This window comes from Pseudomonas sp. NPDC087814, assembly GCF_044742865.1.
Taxonomy (GTDB): domain Bacteria; phylum Pseudomonadota; class Gammaproteobacteria; order Pseudomonadales; family Pseudomonadaceae; genus Aquipseudomonas.
In genome coordinates this window covers 1-16,373 of the sequence record NZ_JBIUVK010000077.1, presented here as the reverse complement: position 1 = coordinate 16,373, position 16,373 = coordinate 1, and the positions used below count along the sequence as shown (strand labels likewise).

Below are 16,373 nucleotides of genomic sequence, written 5' to 3'. Positions count from 1 at the left end.
ACAATCCACACCGCTACCTTCCTGCGGGCCATCGGCCCGGAAACCTGGAACGCCGCTTATGTGCAGCCCAGTCGTCGCCCGACTGACGGCCGCTACGGCGAAAACCCGAACCGCCTGCAGCACTACTACCAGTTCCAGGTGGTTCTGAAGCCAAACCCGGACAACTTCCAGGAGCTGTACCTGGGCTCGTTGAAACATGTCGGCCTGGACCCGCTGGTCCACGACATCCGTTTCGTCGAAGACAACTGGGAATCGCCAACCCTGGGCGCCTGGGGCCTGGGCTGGGAAGTCTGGCTCAACGGCATGGAAGTGACGCAGTTCACTTACTTCCAGCAAGCCGGCGGCATCGAGTGCTACCCGGTGACCGGCGAGATCACCTACGGTCTCGAGCGCCTGGCCATGTACCTGCAAGGCGTGGACTCGGTCTACGACCTGGTGTGGGCTGACGGCCCGTTCGGCAAGGTGACCTACGGCGACGTGTTCCACCAGAACGAAGTGGAGCAGTCGACCTACAACTTCGAACACGCGAACGTCGAGAAGCTGTTCGAACTGTTCGACTTCTATGAAAGCGAAGCCAAGCGCCTGATCGAACTGGATCAGCCGCTGCCGTTGCCAAGCTATGAAATGGTTCTGAAGGCATCCCACACCTTCAACCTGCTGGACGCCCGTCGTGCCATCTCGGTAACTGCGCGCCAGCAATACATCCTGCGTGTACGCACCCTGGCGCGTTCCGTCGCCCAAGCCTACCTGTTGGCTCGCGCCAAGCTGGGCTTCCCGATGGCCACCCCGGACCTGCGTGATGAAGTGTTGGCTAAGCTGGAGGCTGCACAATGAGTGCTCAAGATTTCCTGGTTGAACTGGGCACCGAAGAGCTGCCACCCAAGGCACTGAATACCCTGGCCGACGCATTCCTGGCCGGTATCGAAAAAGGCCTGCAAACCGCTGGCCTGAAGTTCGCCGCAAAAAAAGTCTACGCCGCGCCGCGCCGACTGGCTGTGTTGCTCACCGCACTGGAAACCCAGCAGCCGGACCGCAGCATCAACCTCGACGGCCCGCCACGCCAGGCCGCCTTCGATGCTGAAGGCAACCCGACTCAAGCCGCCCTTGGTTTTGCCAAGAAGTGTGGCGTCGAGCTGAGCGAAATCGACCAGAGTGGCCCGAAGCTGCGTTTCAGCCAGGTCATCACCGGCAAGCCGACCGCCAGCCTGTTGCCGACCATCGTTGAAGACTCGCTGAACGACCTGCCGATTCCCAAGCGCATGCGCTGGGGTGCCCGCAAGGAAGAGTTCGTGCGCCCGACCCAATGGCTGGTGATGCTGCTCGGTGACCAGGTCATCGACTGCACCATCCTCGCCCAGAAGGCCGGCCGTGATTCACGTGGCCACCGCTTCCACCATCCTGAAGCCGTGCGAATCACCGCGCCCGCCAACTACCTCAATGACCTGCGTGCAGCCTATGTGCTGGCGGATGCCAATGAGCGCCGCGAGCTGATCAGCAAGCGTACCGAAGAGCTGGCCCGCCTGCAGGAAGGCACCGCCATCGTGCCGCCAAGCCTGCTGGACGAAGTGACCGCTTTGGTTGAATGGCCAGTGCCGCTGGTGTGCTCGTTCGAGGAGCGTTTCCTCGACGTGCCGCAGGAAGCGCTGATCACCACCATGCAGGACAACCAGAAGTATTTCTGCCTGCTGGACGTCGACGGCAAGCTGCTGCCGCGCTTCATCACCGTGGCCAACATCGAAAGCAAGGACCCGCAGCAGATCATCGCCGGTAACGAAAAAGTCGTTCGCCCGCGCCTGACTGACGCCGAGTTCTTCTTCAAGCAAGACAAGAAGCAGAAGCTCGAAGACTTCAACCTGCGCCTGCAGAACGTGGTGTTCCAGGAAAAACTCGGCAGCGTCTACGACAAGGCCGTACGGGTTTCCAAGCTGGCGGCCTACATCGCGCCACGCATTGGTGGCGATGCTGCCTGGGCTGCGCGTGCCGGCCTGCTGTCCAAGTGCGACCTGGCCACCGAGATGGTCGGCGAGTTCCCGGAGATGCAAGGTGTTGCCGGTTACTACTACGCTCTGAATGATGGCGAGCCGCAAGACGTCGCCCTCGCGCTGAACGAGCAGTACATGCCACGCGGTGCTGGCGCCGAGTTGCCGACCACCCTCACCGGTGCGGCCGTGGCCATCGCTGACAAGCTGGATACCCTCGTCGGTATCTTCGGTATCGGCATGTTGCCTACCGGCAGCAAAGACCCGTATGCGCTGCGCCGTGCGGCCCTGGGCGTGCTGCGGATCCTGATCGACAAGAAGCTCGACCTCGACCTGACCCAGGCCGTGGTGTTTGCGGTTGGCCAGTTCGGTGCCAAGGTCAAGCAAGCGGGCCTCGCCGAGCAAGTGCTGGAGTTCGTGTTCGACCGTCTGCGTGCGCGTTACGAAGACGAAGGCGTGGACGTTTCGGTGTACCTGTCGGTACGTGCCCTGCAACCAGGTTCGGCGCTGGACTTCGACCAGCGTGTGCAGGCCGTACAGGCCTTCCGCAAGCTGCCGGAAGCCGGTGCCCTGGCCGCCGTGAACAAGCGTGTGTCGAACCTGCTGAGCAAGGCCGACAACCTCGGCAATGCCGAAGTCGACCCGGGCCTGTTTGCCGATGCCAAGGAGTTCTCGCTGAACTCGGCCATCGCCAAGGCAGAAAATGCAGTGAAGCCGCTGATCGCCGAACGCAACTACGCCGAAGCCTTGGCGCGCCTGGCCACCTTGCGTGAGCCGGTGGATGCGTTCTTCGAAGCGGTGATGATCAATGCCGAAGACGCGGGCGTGCGGAAAAACCGCTACGCCATGCTGGCGCGCCTGCGCGGCCTGTTCATCAATATCGCTGACATTTCCGTACTGAGCTGACCATGTTGAAACTGCTGATTCTCGATCGGGACGGAGTGATCAATTACGACTCCGACGCTTACATCAAATCGGTGGCGGAATGGATTCCACTGCCCGGCTCGATCGAGGCCATCGCGCAGTTGAGCAAAGCGGGCTGGACGGTGGCCATCGCCACCAACCAGTCCGGCATCGCCCGCGGCTACTACGACATCGCCACCCTCGACGCCATGCACGCGCGCCTGCGCACGCTGGTGGCCGAGCAGGGCGGTGAAGTAGGGCTGCTGGTGTATTGCCCGCACGGCCCGGATGAAGGCTGCGATTGCCGCAAGCCCAAACCGGGTATGCTTAAAACTATTGCTGAACATTACAACGTGCCGTTGGCTGGGCTATGGTTTGTCGGGGACAGCCTCGGTGACCTGGAAGCCGCCAAAGCCGTCGACTCTCAGCCAGTTTTGGTAAAAACCGGGAAAGGCGAAAAGACCCAGGCTAAAACCCTGCCGGTAGGTACTTTGATTTTTGACGATCTGGCGGCGGTTGCCGCAGAACTTATCAACAACTAGCAGCCCTTCTGACTTCCTGACCAAGGACTGTTCGGGAGCGCGCTTTTAACAGGCGGGCGTTGTCCCGCAACGGTAAATGCCGCCATGTCGATTTTGCAGGCCATCAGAACCTTCTTCTTTTACCTGCTGTTGGGCACCAGCTCTTTTCTCTGGTGCACCCTGAGCTTTTTTATCGCGCCTTTCCTGCCGTTCAAGGCGCGCTATCGTTTCATCAACGTCTTTTGGTGCAACTGCGCGCTGTGGTTGACCAAGGTGTTCCTGAACATTCGTTTCGAGATCAGGGGCGCCGAAAACGTCCCGGACCAGCCTTGTGTGATTCTGTCGAACCACCAGAGCACCTGGGAAACCTTTTTCCTGTCTGCGTATTTCTCGCCCCTGAGCCAGGTGCTCAAGCGTGAGCTGCTGTACGTGCCATTCTTCGGCTGGGCCATGGCCATGCTGCGACCGATCGCCATCGACCGCGACAACCCCAAGGCCGCACTCAAGCATGTGGCCAAGAAGGGCGATGAGCTGTTGAAGGATGGGGTTTGGGTGCTGATCTTCCCTGAAGGCACACGCGTGCCCTACGGCACTGTGGGCAAGTTCTCACGTGGCGGTACGGCCCTGGCGGTGAACGCCGGGCTGCCGGTGCTGCCGATTGCCCACAACGCCGGCAAGTTCTGGCCAAAGACCGGCTGGGCCAAGCGTCAAGGCACCATCACTGTAATCATTGGCGAGCCCATGTATGCCGAGGGCGAAGGCCCACGTGCCATTGCAGCGCTGAACGACCGTGCCCAGGCATGGAATGAAGCGCAACAACGGGCCATGGGTTCGTTGCCGCCGGAGCCGGTTGTGGTCGACACGCCGGTGATTTGAGTTTCTGTGGATAACCTGTGTACGGTTTGTTGGCGAATTGCGCTTTTTAGCTTATAGGCTGCTGATTTACTTACATATTTCCCAAGCTCATAAAACAGCGGAAAAGGTGCATAAGTTTTTCCCGCATTAAAAAACCGGTCCTTGAGACCGGTTTTTTATGCACAGGTGAAAAGCCGCGATTCAGTCTCGCCACAATGGCAGCTGAAGCATGAAGGTCGTACCTTTATCCACCTCGCTTTCGCAGCGAATTCTCCCACCGTGGCGATCCACGACGGCCTTGACCATGGTCAGCCCCAACCCCAATCCTTCACTGCCCTGAGCCGAGGCGAAGCGCCGGTATTGAGCGAAGAGTTCGGGCAAATCCTGCGGGGAGATTCCTCGCCCCTGGTCGCTGATACGGCACTCCAAAGCGTCTTCATGGCGGGTCAGGCTTAACGTAACGGTGGTGCCCGATGGGCTGTATTTCACCGCATTTTCCAACAGGTTGAACAAGGCTCGGGTCAGCAGCGATTGGTCTGCCCACACCATTTCTTCGCCGTCTTCATCCAGGTGATGGACCAGGCGAATGCCTTTCAACTGGGCGTGCACTGCGACTTGATCAAATGCGTCGAGCACCAACATGGCGAACAGGCTGGGCTGGAATTGGTAGCCATCGGATTCGGCTTTCGCCAACTGCACGAATGATTCGGTCAGGTTCAGGGCACGGCGGACTTGTTGTTCGATCTGCGCAAATATCGGCGCGGCGGTGTCCTGAACATCCAACAGGGCCAGGATCGCCGAATGCGGCGCACGCAAGTCATGGGACAGAAAGCGCAACAGGGTCTCCCGTTGCTGCTGGGCATCACGCTCAATGCTCAGGTCTGTGAGGCTCAGCAGCCAGCCCAGGGCCACGTCACCGTCTGCGGGCAGCAGCGGAGCCAGGTCGAGGCGCAGGCTGCGGTCAAGGGTGTCGCGGAACTCGACAATCTCCAGCGTCGACAGGGCAGGGCGAACACCGTCCTGCAGCGGTGGATAACCTAATGCGGCGAGTTGATCCAAGAGGTTTTCGGCCACCAGTTCATTGCCGAACACATCGCGGGCAATTCGATTGGCCAGCAGGACGTTGCCCTTGGGATCGGTAATCAAGGTTGCTACAGGCAAACATTCCAGCCCATCGGCCATGAAGCGACGAGTGTCCCGGGTACGGCTGACCGCTTGTTCGAGGGCGAAGATTCGTCCCTGCAATACATCACCCTGGCTGGCGGGCGCTCGACGGCGCTCCGGGAGCACTTTGGGTTCGTTGTCCAGGCGTGCCAGTTCCCAGCCGAAGTAGGCCAGGATCACGCTCAGGCGCCGCCAGTTCCAGATCAGGTAGCTGAGCAGCATGCCAATCAGACTTGCTGCCGGCGACCACCAATGGCCCAGGCGCAACAGGCCCCATGAACCCAGAAGCGCAGCCACCATGCAACCGAGGGTCAGCCACAGTGCATAACGCGGGCGAAACAGCAGAAGGCCCAACAGCACCGCGACCATCGCGGTGGCCAGTAGCGTCGCCATCCACACGGGCAGATCGACAATACTGCGCCCTTGCAGCAAGCCATTGAGAATATTTGCCTGGATCTCCACGCCCGGGGTGGTGCCGACACTGGCCGAAAGCGGCGTGACATAACGGTCGCCCATGCCCGGTGCCGTAGCGCCAATCAGGATCAAGCGGTCGCGCAGCAACTCGGATGGCACCTCCCCGCGCAAGACACTGATATACGGCACGCTGGGAAAGCCGGCATGACTGGCAATAAAAGGAATTCGAATGGCATTTTCCCGCTGCCAGCTGGAGCTTTCCGACGGACCAGGTGCGCCCGGCATTCCGGATGGCTGGCCGCTCAGTTCAAACGCCAGCCAGGCTAACTGCGGTGTCAAATTACCGGGTGGACCTTCACGCAAATACAGGCTTCGAACGATGCCGTCGCTGTCCGCTTCCACGTTGATATGGCCGACGCTACGGGCGCAATCACGCAAGGGCAACACGGGCAGGATTTGCGCCACAGGCTGGCCGTAGCGTGGCGAACCTTCACGAATCAAAGGCAACAGGACGTTGCCAGCGCTGCACATAGCCTCGGCCAGGCGCAGGTCATTGGCTGGCTCCCGGGCGGGCTCGCTGAAGATCACATCAAACAGGATGCCGGCAGGCTTGGCGGCGCTCAGCCGATCAAGCAGGTCGGCATGCACACGTCGGGACCACGGCCATTGGCCGAGCTCCTTCAGGCTTCGGTCGTCGATCGTTACCAGCAGGATGCGTGGATCCACCGATAAAGGCGCCAGCCGGCGGAGGCTGTCATACAGCAGGTTATTGAGGGCCAGGCCAGGGCTCAGGGACAGGAAGGCCGTGATGGGTAATAGCAACAGGCTGACCCACAGCCATTCGCGCACCAGGCCATTGAACAGCCGCTGAGCCTGAGTCGGTTGGCGCTTTTCAGCCCTGTGCCACAGCCTCACCGGCTCGCGTCCAGGGCACTACTGCACGCGGTTCGCGGGTGGGTAATAGAAAATGTCATAAACCCCGGTTTCTCCCTCAAGCCCGTGTTCATCATATGCCGACAAGCGAACGTGATAGAACGATGCTTTCAGCCCAGTGAAGCGCATTTGCGGCTTGTCGGAGAAGTTTTCCTGCTTGATGTTCAGAAACTCCTTATCGGTCGCGACCTGGGCCCGGTAGCGCTGGGCCCCGGCCAATGGCCGCAGGAACAGGGTCCAGACAGGCGCATCGCCCTTTTGGCCGTCCTGGCCGACCAACCGTGGCGCATCAAGCAGTTCCACGGGTTTGAGTTCGCCTTGTTTCTTGAAGGCCAGGCCCTGCCGCGCACCAACCTTTACTTCACCAGAGACTGGACCGGTAATGGGCTTCTTCTTGATAGGGCGCGGGCTCGGTGGAGCGTCATCACGATTGACCGCCACTTGCCCGTTGAGTACTTCCACCAGCGATTGTTCGCCATCGTTACGCACACGGAAATGCGTGCCGCGTACCCCTAGAACGCCCACCGGGGTCATGATCTGGAAACGGTCATAGTCGCTGGCACGCTTGATCACGTAAGCCTCGACCTGACCTTCTTCAAGAATCACCTGGGGAATGGATTGCTCCTCGACCAGATGCAGTCGGACCTGGGAGCTGGAGGGCAAGACAATCCGCGAGCCGTCCCCCAGCAACAGGCTGACAAATGCGCCCGATGAAGTTTTTACGCTTTCTTGTTCATCGATGAACATGCCTTCTTCCAGGGCCGTGGACACACCCTTGGCATCCAGTTTCCAGGCTTCACCCGTGAGGTGCTGCACCACTGCCGGAAGCGGTTGCGCGCGGCACATCCGGTTGTCGTCGATATAGGGTGCACGGGGAGGGGCAGGGCGTGCCAAGGCCGGAAGACTCACTACGCCAAGCGTAACGATCAGGCCCGAACTCAACAGCGTAGAAGCGGCAGAGCGGAATCGGCAAGGGAAAAAGGTCATGGCGCTCATCAAGATTCTAGTTCTAATGGGTCATCAGAAAGCACTTTCAGGCAGCGTCTTGCAGCGGGAAGACCTTGAGTACCGTCTACGATACTCGATGAGGTATCCAGTCGATAGCCGAAATATCTGGGAGCGTGAGATCCATTGCAGAAGATGACACGTCCCTGTGTCGGAGCACTTCCGTCGCTCCAATCCGTGTGTCATCCAGCGAGAGCGAATTTACCTACAACATAGGTGCATCGGACCGATTCGCAACATTTGTTCAGATTTGCGGGTACTTAAAATACCCAACGTTGGGTCTGCTGCTGTTCGCTGAGTTGCTGAAACGGTGAACGGGCGAAGCCCATGCCATTGCCGGGCTCACTCAAAGTCTGCCGTTCCTCGAACGGCATAGGTATCGCCGGCTTATTGGCCCCGACCGTTTCCGTGCCCAGCGTAGCAACCATCACCACCAATACCAGTCTTCCCCATACATCAACCTTCCCCAGAACGGCCATACGTCTCGAAACAGCATAAAACCAGATTGCCATTGATCCTTTTCCTGAAGGTCTCGAGCCGGTATCTTCCCAGCTTGGGTGTTGACGATTTCCAATGGCTTGCGGCCATTTGATATCAGCGTACCGAGAGATTCAGAGGGCCTGAGAATCTGGCCATAATTGTTCAGATTCGATGCCCGCATTCTTCAATAAGAAAGGACCCTGCCATGCGTGTCGCAATACTGGATGACGAACCTGCTGAACTGCGGCGGGTGGAACAGACACTGCGACAAATCCCCAGCGCTGCGGATCAGCCATGGGCCCTGCACTGCTTCGAGCGTGGAGAAGACCTGCTGCGACAACTGCGCCGCGAGACCTTCGACTTGCTGATCCTTGACTGGCAACTGCCCGACCTCAGTGGCCTGGCATTGCTGCGCTGGACCCGCGAGCACATGGAAGCGCCGCCAGCCGCCATCATGCTTACCAGCCGCGATGCCGAGAGCGATATCGTCCAGGCGCTGAACAGTGGTGCCGATGATTACGTCAGCAAGCCGTTTCGTCCCAATGAGCTTAAGGCTCGGGTGAATGCCGTTCTGCGTCGCCACGGGTTGCAGAAGTCTGCAGCCAGTGAGGTGCATACCTTCAATGACCTGACCTTTGATGATGCTGAACTCACGGTGAGCAGGGCGGGAAAACCCATCAGCCTGACGGAGCGCGAATACCGCCTGGCGCGGTGCCTGTTTGAGAACCTGGCGCGGCCGCTGTCTCGAGAGTACCTGTATGAACGGTTCTGGACCCATGAGGAGATGGTGTCGTCGCGGCCGCTGGATACGCATATTTATCGGCTGCGGAATAAGCTCGGGCTGACGGCGGATCGGGGTTGGCAGTTGCTGACGATCTATGGGTACGGATATCGGTTGGAGAGTGTGACGGCGGCTTCCGAGGACTGAGATGTTCCACGTGGAGCATTTATAAAATGCTCATATCCAGCCCATAAAAAAGGCCAACGCTAAGCGTTGGCCTTTTTTTTTGCTGCAACCTGATCAGAAGTCCAGGTTGGAAACCGCCAGGGCATTGCTCTCGATGAAGTCACGACGAGGCTCGACCGCATCACCCATCAGGGTGTTGAAGATCTGGTCCGCGCCAATGGCGTCTTCGATGGTCACGCGCAGCATGCGACGCTGGGCTGGGTCCATGGTGGTTTCCCACAGCTGATCCGGGTTCATTTCGCCCAGACCTTTGTATCGCTGAATGGTATGGCGCTTGGTGCTTTCCGCCATCAACCAGTCCAGGGCTTCCTTGAACTCTTTGACCGCTTTCTTGCGCTCGCCACGCTGAATGTAAGCACCGTCGTCCAGCAGGGTGCTCAGTTGCGCGCCGAGGGTAACAACCGTCTTGTAGTCGTTGCTGCCGAAGAAGTCGCGGTTGAAGGTGACGTAGTTCGACAGGCCGTGGGAAATCAGTTCGACCTCTGGCAGCCAGACGTTACGTTCACGGTCTTCACGCAGGCTGGCTTTGTAGACCAGGCCGGATTTTTCAACGGTACGCAGGCGGACTTCGTACTGGGCCAACCAAGCCTGCATGTGAGCATGATCACCCAACTGTTCCAGGCTGACGGATGGCAGGTAGATGAAGTGCTCGGTCAGCTCCTGAGGGTACAGGCGCGACAAACGCTTGAGGGTCTTCATCACCATGCGGAAGTCGTTTACCAGGCGCTCCAACGCTTCACCGGAGATGCCCGGGGCTTCGTCGTTCAAGTGCAGGCTCGCATCTTCCAGGGCCGACTGCGTCATGTACTCTTCCATGGCGTCGTCGTCTTTGATGTATTGCTCTTGCTTGCCTTTTTTCACTTTGTACAACGGTGGCTGGGCGATGTAGATGTAGCCACGCTCGATCAACTCCGGCAACTGACGGAAGAAGAACGTCAGCAGCAGGGTGCGGATGTGCGAACCGTCAACGTCAGCATCGGTCATGATGATGATGTTGTGATAGCGCAGCTTGTCGATGTTGTACTCATCGCGGCCGATGCCACAGCCCAGGGCGGTGATCAAGGTGCCGACTTCCTGCGAGGAAATCATCTTGTCGAAACGCGCCTTCTCGACGTTGAGGATCTTACCCTTCAACGGCAGGATGGCCTGGGTGCGACGGTTGCGACCCTGCTTGGCGGAACCGCCAGCAGAGTCACCTTCCACCAGGTACAGTTCGGAGAGGGCAGGGTCTTTCTCCTGGCAGTCAGCCAGTTTGCCCGGCAGGCCGGCGATATCCAGCGCACCTTTACGACGGGTCATCTCACGGGCTTTACGCGCCGCTTCACGAGCCCGTGCTGCGTCGATCATCTTGCCGACAACCAGCTTGGCTTCGTTCGGGTTTTCCAGCAGGAAGTCGGAGAAGTACTTGCCCATTTCCTGTTCGACCGCTGTCTTCACTTCGGAGGACACCAGCTTGTCTTTGGTCTGGGAGCTGAACTTCGGATCCGGAACCTTGACCGAGATAATGGCGGTCAGGCCTTCGCGGGCATCGTCACCGGTGGTGGCGACTTTGTGTTTCTTCGCCAGGCCTTCCGCTTCGATGTAGGTGTTCAGGTTACGCGTCAGTGCAGAACGGAAACCCACCAGGTGAGTACCGCCATCGCGCTGAGGAATGTTGTTGGTGAAGCACAACAGGTTCTCGTTGAAGCTGTCGTTCCACTGCAGGGCGATTTCTACGCCGATGCCGTCTTCACGCTGGATGTTGAAGTGGAACACCTGATTGACCGCGGTCTTGTTGGTGTTCAGGTATTCAACGAACGCACGCAGGCCGCCTTCGTACTTGAACAGCTCTTCCTTGCCGCTGCGTTCGTCCTTGAGGACGATACCCACACCGGAGTTCAGGAAAGACAGTTCACGAATCCGCTTGGCCAGAATGTCCCAGCTGAAGTGGATGTTCTTGAAGGTTTCAGCCGAAGGCTTGAAGTGAATCTGCGTACCAGTGCTTTCGCTGTCACCGACGATTTTCATCGGTTCCTGTGGAACACCATGAACGTAAGTCTGTTCCCAGATCTTGCCGCTACGACGTACAGTCAGGATCAGCTCTTCGGAAAGGGCGTTTACTACCGAAACACCTACACCGTGCAAACCGCCGGATACTTTATAGGAGTTATCGTCGAACTTACCGCCGGCGTGGAGCACGGTCATGATGACCTCTGCCGCCGAAACGCCTTCTTCTTTATGCACATCTACCGGAATGCCGCGACCGTTGTCGCGTACGGTGATGGATTCGTCCGGGTGGATGATGATGCTGATGTCGTCGCAGTGACCGGCCAAAGCTTCGTCGATCGAGTTATCGACCACCTCGAACACCATGTGGTGCAGACCGCTGCCATCATCGGTATCACCGATGTACATACCGGGACGTTTGCGTACGGCATCCAAACCTTTAAGCACTTTAATGCTGGTCGAGTCGTACGTATTCGTATTTTCTTCGCTCATGCCTTCACTCCCGATGGTCGTGGGTCTGGGTGATACGGCCTTGTTCCACGTGGAACAAAGCGACTGGCGTTTCCGTCTGCCAGCCTTCCCTCAATAATTCGTGGTCTACACAGGTGATAAACACCTGGCAGCGTAAGTCTTCCAACAAGCGGCATAACGCGCGGCGGTGCTGCTCGTCCAGTTCGGACGGCAAGTCATCCACCAGATAAATACATTGCCCGCGCCGGGCCTGGCTAACCAGATGCCCCTGGGCGATACGCAAAGCGCAGACCACCAACTTCTGCTGACCGCGGGACAAGATATCCGCAGCATTATGTGCGCCCAATCTAAGGCGCAAATCAGCCCGTTGTGGTCCGGCCTGGGTGTGACCAATTTGCTGATCCCGTTGCAAGGACGTCGCGAGCACTGCACTCAGTTCCCGGTCTTTGTCCCAACCACGGTAGTAGCTCAACGTCAGCCCCTCGAGTTCAAGTAACTCGCTCAAGGTCTGCTCAAAGACTGGTTTCAAGGCTTTGATATAGGCGCGGCGGTATTCATCTATTTCAGCGCTGGCCAGGCACAGTTCCCGGTCCCAAGCAGCTTGCGAAGCGGCGTCAAGTGTACCATGCCGCAGCCATGAGTTCCGCTGCCGCAGGGCCTTCTGCAGGCGCTGCCAAGTGGCCATGAAACGCGGTTCCACGTGGAACACTCCCCAATCGAGGAATTGCCTGCGAATTTTTGGCGCGCCTTCCAGCAAGCGGAAGCTGTCCGGGTTGATCAGTTGCAGTGGCAGGATTTCTGCCAACTGCGCAGCACTGCGAGCATTCTGCCCATCGATGCGGATTTGAAACTCCCCCTGACGATCACGAGAAATCCCCAGGCTGCTATGACCGCCTTCGGCCAATTCGACTTGGCCAAATACTGTGCACGCCAGTTGTTCGTACTGAATCACCGGCAACAAGCGGGCACTGCGAAAGGAACGAGCGAGCCCCAGCAGGTGAATGGCTTCCAGCACGCTGGTTTTGCCACTGCCGTTGGCGCCGTGGAGGATATTGATGCGGGGGGAGGGGGAGAAGGTCACCGGGTGCAAATTGCGCACCGCGGTGACCGAGACGCGACTGAGGGACATCTAGCTTCTGCTGAACATGATTACAGGCGCATCGGCATGACAACGTAAGCCGAGTCATCGTTGTCGGATTCTTGTACCAGGGCGCTGCTGTTGGAGTCAGACAGAATCAGGCGAACCTGTTCAGTGGTCATCACGCCCAGCACGTCCAGCAGGTAGCTGACGTTGAAGCCGATTTCCAGGTTGCCGCCGTTGTAGTCGACGCCCACTTCTTCTTCCGCTTCTTCCTGCTCAGGGTTATTCGCCTGGATTTTCAGTTGGCCGTTGGCCAATTGCAGGCGGATACCACGGTATTTCTCGTTGGAAAGAATAGCGGTACGGCTGAACGCTTCACGCAGGGCCTGACGATCACCGATCACCAGCTTGTCGCCGCCTTTAGGCAGAACGCGCTCGTAATCCGGGAACTTGCCGTCAACCAGCTTGGAAGTGAAGGTGAACTCGCCAGTGGTCGCGCGGATGTGGTGCTGGCCCAGCACGATACTGACATTGCCATCCGGCTCAGTCAGCAGGCGCGCGAGTTCCAGAATACCTTTACGCGGCACGATCACCTGGTGGCGATCCGGCTGACCGATATCGGCTTTCATCGAGCACATGGCCAGTCGGTGACCGTCGGTGGCTACGGCGCGGATGATGCCTTCGGAGACTTCCAGCAGCATGCCGTTAAGGTAATAACGCACGTCCTGCTGGGCCATGGCGAAGCTGGTGCGCTCGATCAAACGGCGCAGTCGGCTTTGTTCCAGGCTGCAAGTCAGCGAGCCTGGGCCTTCTTCCACGGTCGGGAAGTCGTTGGCCGGCAAGGTCGACAGGGTGAAACGGCTGCGACCGGCCTTGACCACCAGCTTTTGCTCATCAACCTTGATGTCGATCAGCGCGTCGTTGGGCAGGCTTTTGCAGATGTCCATCAGCTTGCGCGCCGGCACGGTGATCTCGCCGGGTTCGGCGGGCTCTTCGAGCTGGACGCGACCGACCAGCTCGACTTCCAGGTCGGTACCGGTCAAGGACAATTGCTGGCCTTCGACAACCAGCAATACGTTGGAAAGCACCGGCAAGGTCTGTCGGCGCTCGACGACGCCTGCGACCAGTTGCAGGGGTTTCAACAGGGCTTCGCGTTGAATGGTGAAATGCATGGTCTAGTCCCTTGCCTTAATAAGCTGCGCTGGTGTTCATCAAGTAGTCAGTGTACGCAGCAGGTTCTTGTAGTCCTCGCGAATATCCGCGTCGGATTCCTTAAGTTCGTTGATCTTGCGGCACGCGTGCAAGACCGTGGTGTGGTCGCGACCGCCAAACACATCACCAATTTCCGGCAGGCTGTGGTTGGTCAGCTCTTTGGAGAGCGCCATCGCTACCTGGCGGGGACGTGCTACCGAGCGCGAACGGCGCTTGGACAGCAGGTCGGAAATCTTGATCTTGTAATACTCGGCCACGGTGCGCTGGATGTTATCCACACTCACCAGCTTGTCTTGCAACGCCAGCAGGTCTTTCAGGGATTCGCGAATCAGCTCGATGGTGATGTCACGACCCATGAAGTGCGAGTGAGCGATGACCCGCTTGAGTGCGCCTTCCAGTTCACGCACGTTGGAGCGAATGCGCTGGGCGATAAAGAACGCGGCGTCGTGCGGCAGGTCGACTTTGGCCTGGTCGGCCTTTTTCATCAGGATCGCGACGCGGGTTTCAAGCTCCGGCGGTTCTACCGCTACGGTCAGGCCCCAGCCGAAGCGCGACTTCAGGCGCTCTTCCAGGCCTTCGATTTCCTTCGGATAACGGTCACTGGTCAGGATGACCTGCTGGCCACCTTCGAGCAACGCGTTGAACGTGTGGAAAAACTCTTCCTGGGAACGTTCCTTGCGGGCGAAGAATTGAATGTCATCGATCAGCAAGGCATCAACGGAACGGTAGAACCGCTTGAACTCGTTGATGGCGTTGAGCTGCAACGCCTTGACCATATCGGCCACGAAGCGCTCCGAATGCAGGTACACGACCTTGGCATTCGGGTTCTTCTTTAATAGGTGGTTACCCACGGCGTGCATCAAGTGAGTTTTACCCAAGCCAACGCCACCATAAAGGAAGAGCGGGTTGTAACCGTGCTTGGGATTGTCGGCGACCTGCCAGGCAGCCGCGCGGGCCAGCTGGTTGGATTTACCTTCGACAAAGTTCTCAAAGGTGAACGTGCGGTTCAGATAGCTGGTGTGCTTGAGCGCACCCTCTACCTGGACGGTGCGCTGTTCGGCACGAACCGGGGCCTGTTGTGAGCTGGCGCCGGCCATTGGGTCAAAGCTGTCGCGGGACGGCTCTTCATTTATAGGCGCGTTTTTCTGCGACGAGGATTTCGAAGGCGTCTGGGCGACCGGGGCTGGCGAGTTATTAACAGGTGCCGCAGCGGCCTGAGCCTGGGAGGCACTGGCTGCCAACGGTGCATTCGGCGCAGCACGAGGTGCCGAGCTACGTTTGCTGCCTATTAATAAGGAGAGCACCGGAGCAAGCCCGTTGCCATGTTCGTCGAGCAATTCGAGAACGCGGCTCAGGTATTTCTCGTTGACCCAGTCGAGAACAAAACGATTGGGTGCGTAGACACGCAACTCGTCGCCTTCGGCTTCGACCTGTAGCGGACGGATCCAGGTGTTGAATTGCTGGGCAGGCAGCTCATCGCGCAAAAGCTCCACGCACTGCTGCCAAAGTTCCACTGACACGGATATCCCCTAAGTTGAAAGCCGGTGAGGCAAAAACAGCCGCCATTGTAGCGGCCAGCCGCCCACTTATCCACATGTAGGTTGCTCACAGGGCGCCAAGAATCAATGCCTTAACCGTAAAAAAGGCGACAAATGGTCTGTGCATAAGCTCTGTGGATAAGCGCCCCTAAGCTCGTTGTACAAGTGGGGTCGAAAGTCTGTGGGTAACTGGCCTGTGGATAACTAGCCATTCCACACACAGCTTATCCGATAGCGCAGCACAGGCAGAGCACCGTTTCTCCCCCGTGTTGTCATTCTCTGTACAGCCCGTAGAATATGGCCTCAAGGCAGTTATCCACAGAAGATGGGGTGCCTAGCTTTTATAAGCTTTACAGAAAAGCTTTAAATAACTTCCTTCTTTATTTTTATATCTATGGCATTGCTCGTGAAAGGCGAATCGCCCGGATTCGGTCCGCAGGCCTCCAGATATCTAATTAAAGGAAAAGCTGGTTGGAAATTGACCTAGAGGCTTGCTTTCTCTAGAATCGCCGGTCTCTTAAAACGGGGGCCATTCCGGCCCGTTGTGGACGAACCAGGTAACACGCCATGAAACGTACTTTCCAACCAAGCACCATCAAACGCGCCCGTACTCACGGCTTCCGTGCTCGCATGGCCACCAAGAACGGCCGTGCTGTCCTTTCGCGTCGCCGCGCCAAAGGTCGTGCGCGTCTGGCAGTTTGATAATCCGGTACTGGTGGTGAGTCAGGACTTCAGTCGGGAAAAGCGTCTGCTAACCCCCCGGCATTTCAAGGCAGTCTTTGACTCCCCCACCGGTTATGTTCCGTTGAAAAATGTTCTGATCTTTTGTCTTTTCTAATTTTTTGTTATGCCGTGTTTTGGTTT

13 protein-coding genes and 1 pseudogene are annotated in these 16,373 nt (G+C 58.2%); 7 read left to right on the top strand and 7 right to left on the bottom strand.

What is annotated here, in order from left to right:
• From glyQ to ACIOMR_RS29785, 4 genes are all read left to right on the top strand, one after another.
• Positions 1 to 834, top strand: an 834-nt coding sequence (glyQ, locus tag ACIOMR_RS29800) for a glycine--tRNA ligase subunit alpha (RefSeq protein WP_401197979.1), incomplete at its 5' end; no start/stop codon positions are given.
• Positions 831 to 2,885, top strand: a complete 2,055-nt coding sequence (glyS, locus tag ACIOMR_RS29795) for a glycine--tRNA ligase subunit beta (protein ID WP_003213599.1) — start codon at positions 831 to 833, stop codon at positions 2,883 to 2,885. The genes glyQ and glyS, both read left to right, overlap by 4 nt.
• A 2-nt stretch (positions 2,886 to 2,887) precedes the next feature.
• Entirely contained in the window at positions 2,888 to 3,424 is a 537-nt protein-coding gene (gene gmhB / locus ACIOMR_RS29790) for a D-glycero-beta-D-manno-heptose 1,7-bisphosphate 7-phosphatase (protein WP_401197976.1), read from the top strand.
• An 84-nt stretch (positions 3,425 to 3,508) separates the two neighbouring features.
• A complete protein-coding gene (locus ACIOMR_RS29785; RefSeq protein WP_401197973.1) occupies positions 3,509 to 4,279 on the top strand; it encodes a lysophospholipid acyltransferase family protein in 771 nt (256 codons plus the stop codon).
• A 180-nt stretch (positions 4,280 to 4,459) separates the two neighbouring features.
• On the opposite strand, the gene ACIOMR_RS29780 is transcribed toward ACIOMR_RS29785, so the two are convergent.
• The 3 genes from ACIOMR_RS29780 to ACIOMR_RS29770 form a co-directional block, all read right to left on the bottom strand.
• Positions 4,460 to 6,751 (bottom strand): CHASE2 domain-containing protein, encoded by a 2,292-nt coding sequence (locus tag ACIOMR_RS29780; protein WP_401197970.1) that lies wholly within the window; start codon positions 6,749 to 6,751, stop codon positions 4,460 to 4,462.
• Between the two features lie 18 nt (positions 6,752 to 6,769).
• Positions 6,770 to 7,765: a FecR domain-containing protein gene (locus ACIOMR_RS29775; protein WP_250884777.1), complete on the bottom strand. Its 996-nt coding sequence runs from the start codon at positions 7,763 to 7,765 to the stop codon at positions 6,770 to 6,772.
• A gap of 269 nt (positions 7,766 to 8,034) precedes the next feature.
• Positions 8,035 to 8,286: a hypothetical protein gene (locus ACIOMR_RS29770; protein ID WP_003213590.1), complete on the bottom strand. Its 252-nt coding sequence runs from the start codon at positions 8,284 to 8,286 to the stop codon at positions 8,035 to 8,037.
• Between the two features lie 173 nt (positions 8,287 to 8,459).
• Between ACIOMR_RS29770 and ACIOMR_RS29765 the strand changes: the two genes are divergently transcribed.
• On the top strand, positions 8,460 to 9,182 hold the full coding sequence (locus ACIOMR_RS29765; protein WP_178902936.1) for a response regulator transcription factor: 723 nt from the start codon (positions 8,460 to 8,462) through the stop codon (positions 9,180 to 9,182).
• Positions 9,183 to 9,275: 93 nt separating this feature from the next.
• On the opposite strand, the gene gyrB is transcribed toward ACIOMR_RS29765, so the two are convergent.
• From gyrB to dnaA, 4 genes are read right to left on the bottom strand one after another with little or no spacing between them, the layout of a single operon-like run.
• Positions 9,276 to 11,699 carry a DNA topoisomerase (ATP-hydrolyzing) subunit B gene (gene gyrB / locus ACIOMR_RS29760; RefSeq protein WP_003213587.1) on the bottom strand — a complete coding sequence of 808 codons (2,424 nt, stop codon included), beginning with the start codon at positions 11,697 to 11,699 and terminating at the stop codon, positions 9,276 to 9,278.
• A 4-nt stretch (positions 11,700 to 11,703) separates the two neighbouring features.
• Positions 11,704 to 12,807, bottom strand: a complete 1,104-nt coding sequence (recF, locus tag ACIOMR_RS29755; protein ID WP_003213585.1) for a DNA replication/repair protein RecF — start codon at positions 12,805 to 12,807, stop codon at positions 11,704 to 11,706.
• 20 nt (positions 12,808 to 12,827) lie between these two features.
• On the bottom strand, positions 12,828 to 13,931 hold the full coding sequence (dnaN, locus tag ACIOMR_RS29750) for a DNA polymerase III subunit beta (RefSeq protein WP_003213582.1): 1,104 nt from the start codon (positions 13,929 to 13,931) through the stop codon (positions 12,828 to 12,830).
• A 39-nt stretch (positions 13,932 to 13,970) separates the two neighbouring features.
• Positions 13,971 to 15,491, bottom strand: a complete 1,521-nt coding sequence (gene dnaA, locus ACIOMR_RS29745; RefSeq protein ID WP_032868695.1) for a chromosomal replication initiator protein DnaA — start codon at positions 15,489 to 15,491, stop codon at positions 13,971 to 13,973.
• A gap of 585 nt (positions 15,492 to 16,076) precedes the next feature.
• Here dnaA and rpmH point away from each other — a divergent pair.
• A complete protein-coding gene (gene rpmH / locus ACIOMR_RS29740; RefSeq protein WP_003213577.1) occupies positions 16,077 to 16,211 on the top strand; it encodes a 50S ribosomal protein L34 in 135 nt (44 codons plus the stop codon).
• 13 nt (positions 16,212 to 16,224) lie between these two features.
• A pseudogene (gene rnpA, locus ACIOMR_RS29735) lies at positions 16,225 to 16,332 on the top strand (ribonuclease P protein component); the annotation flags it as partial.
• Positions 16,333 to 16,373 lie beyond the last annotated feature (41 nt).

Bases quoted from the DNA above. Each gene is read 5' to 3' on its own strand.
- glyS (WP_003213599.1), top strand. From the start codon at position 831: ATGAGTGCTCAAGATTTCCTGGTTGAACTGGGCACCGAAGAGCTGCCA.
- ACIOMR_RS29770 (WP_003213590.1), bottom strand. From the start codon at position 8,286: ATGGCAATCTGGTTTTATGCTGTTTCGAGACGTATGGCCGTTCTGGGG.
- dnaN (WP_003213582.1), bottom strand. From the start codon at position 13,931: ATGCATTTCACCATTCAACGCGAAGCCCTGTTGAAACCCCTGCAACTG.
- gmhB (WP_401197976.1), top strand. From the start codon at position 2,888: ATGTTGAAACTGCTGATTCTCGATCGGGACGGAGTGATCAATTACGAC.
- ACIOMR_RS29775 (WP_250884777.1), bottom strand. From the start codon at position 7,765: ATGAGCGCCATGACCTTTTTCCCTTGCCGATTCCGCTCTGCCGCTTCT.
- ACIOMR_RS29765 (WP_178902936.1), top strand. From the start codon at position 8,460: ATGCGTGTCGCAATACTGGATGACGAACCTGCTGAACTGCGGCGGGTG.
- ACIOMR_RS29785 (WP_401197973.1), top strand. From the start codon at position 3,509: ATGTCGATTTTGCAGGCCATCAGAACCTTCTTCTTTTACCTGCTGTTG.
- recF (WP_003213585.1), bottom strand. From the start codon at position 12,807: ATGTCCCTCAGTCGCGTCTCGGTCACCGCGGTGCGCAATTTGCACCCG.
- rpmH (WP_003213577.1), top strand. From the start codon at position 16,077: ATGAAACGTACTTTCCAACCAAGCACCATCAAACGCGCCCGTACTCAC.
- gyrB (WP_003213587.1), bottom strand. From the start codon at position 11,699: ATGAGCGAAGAAAATACGAATACGTACGACTCGACCAGCATTAAAGTG.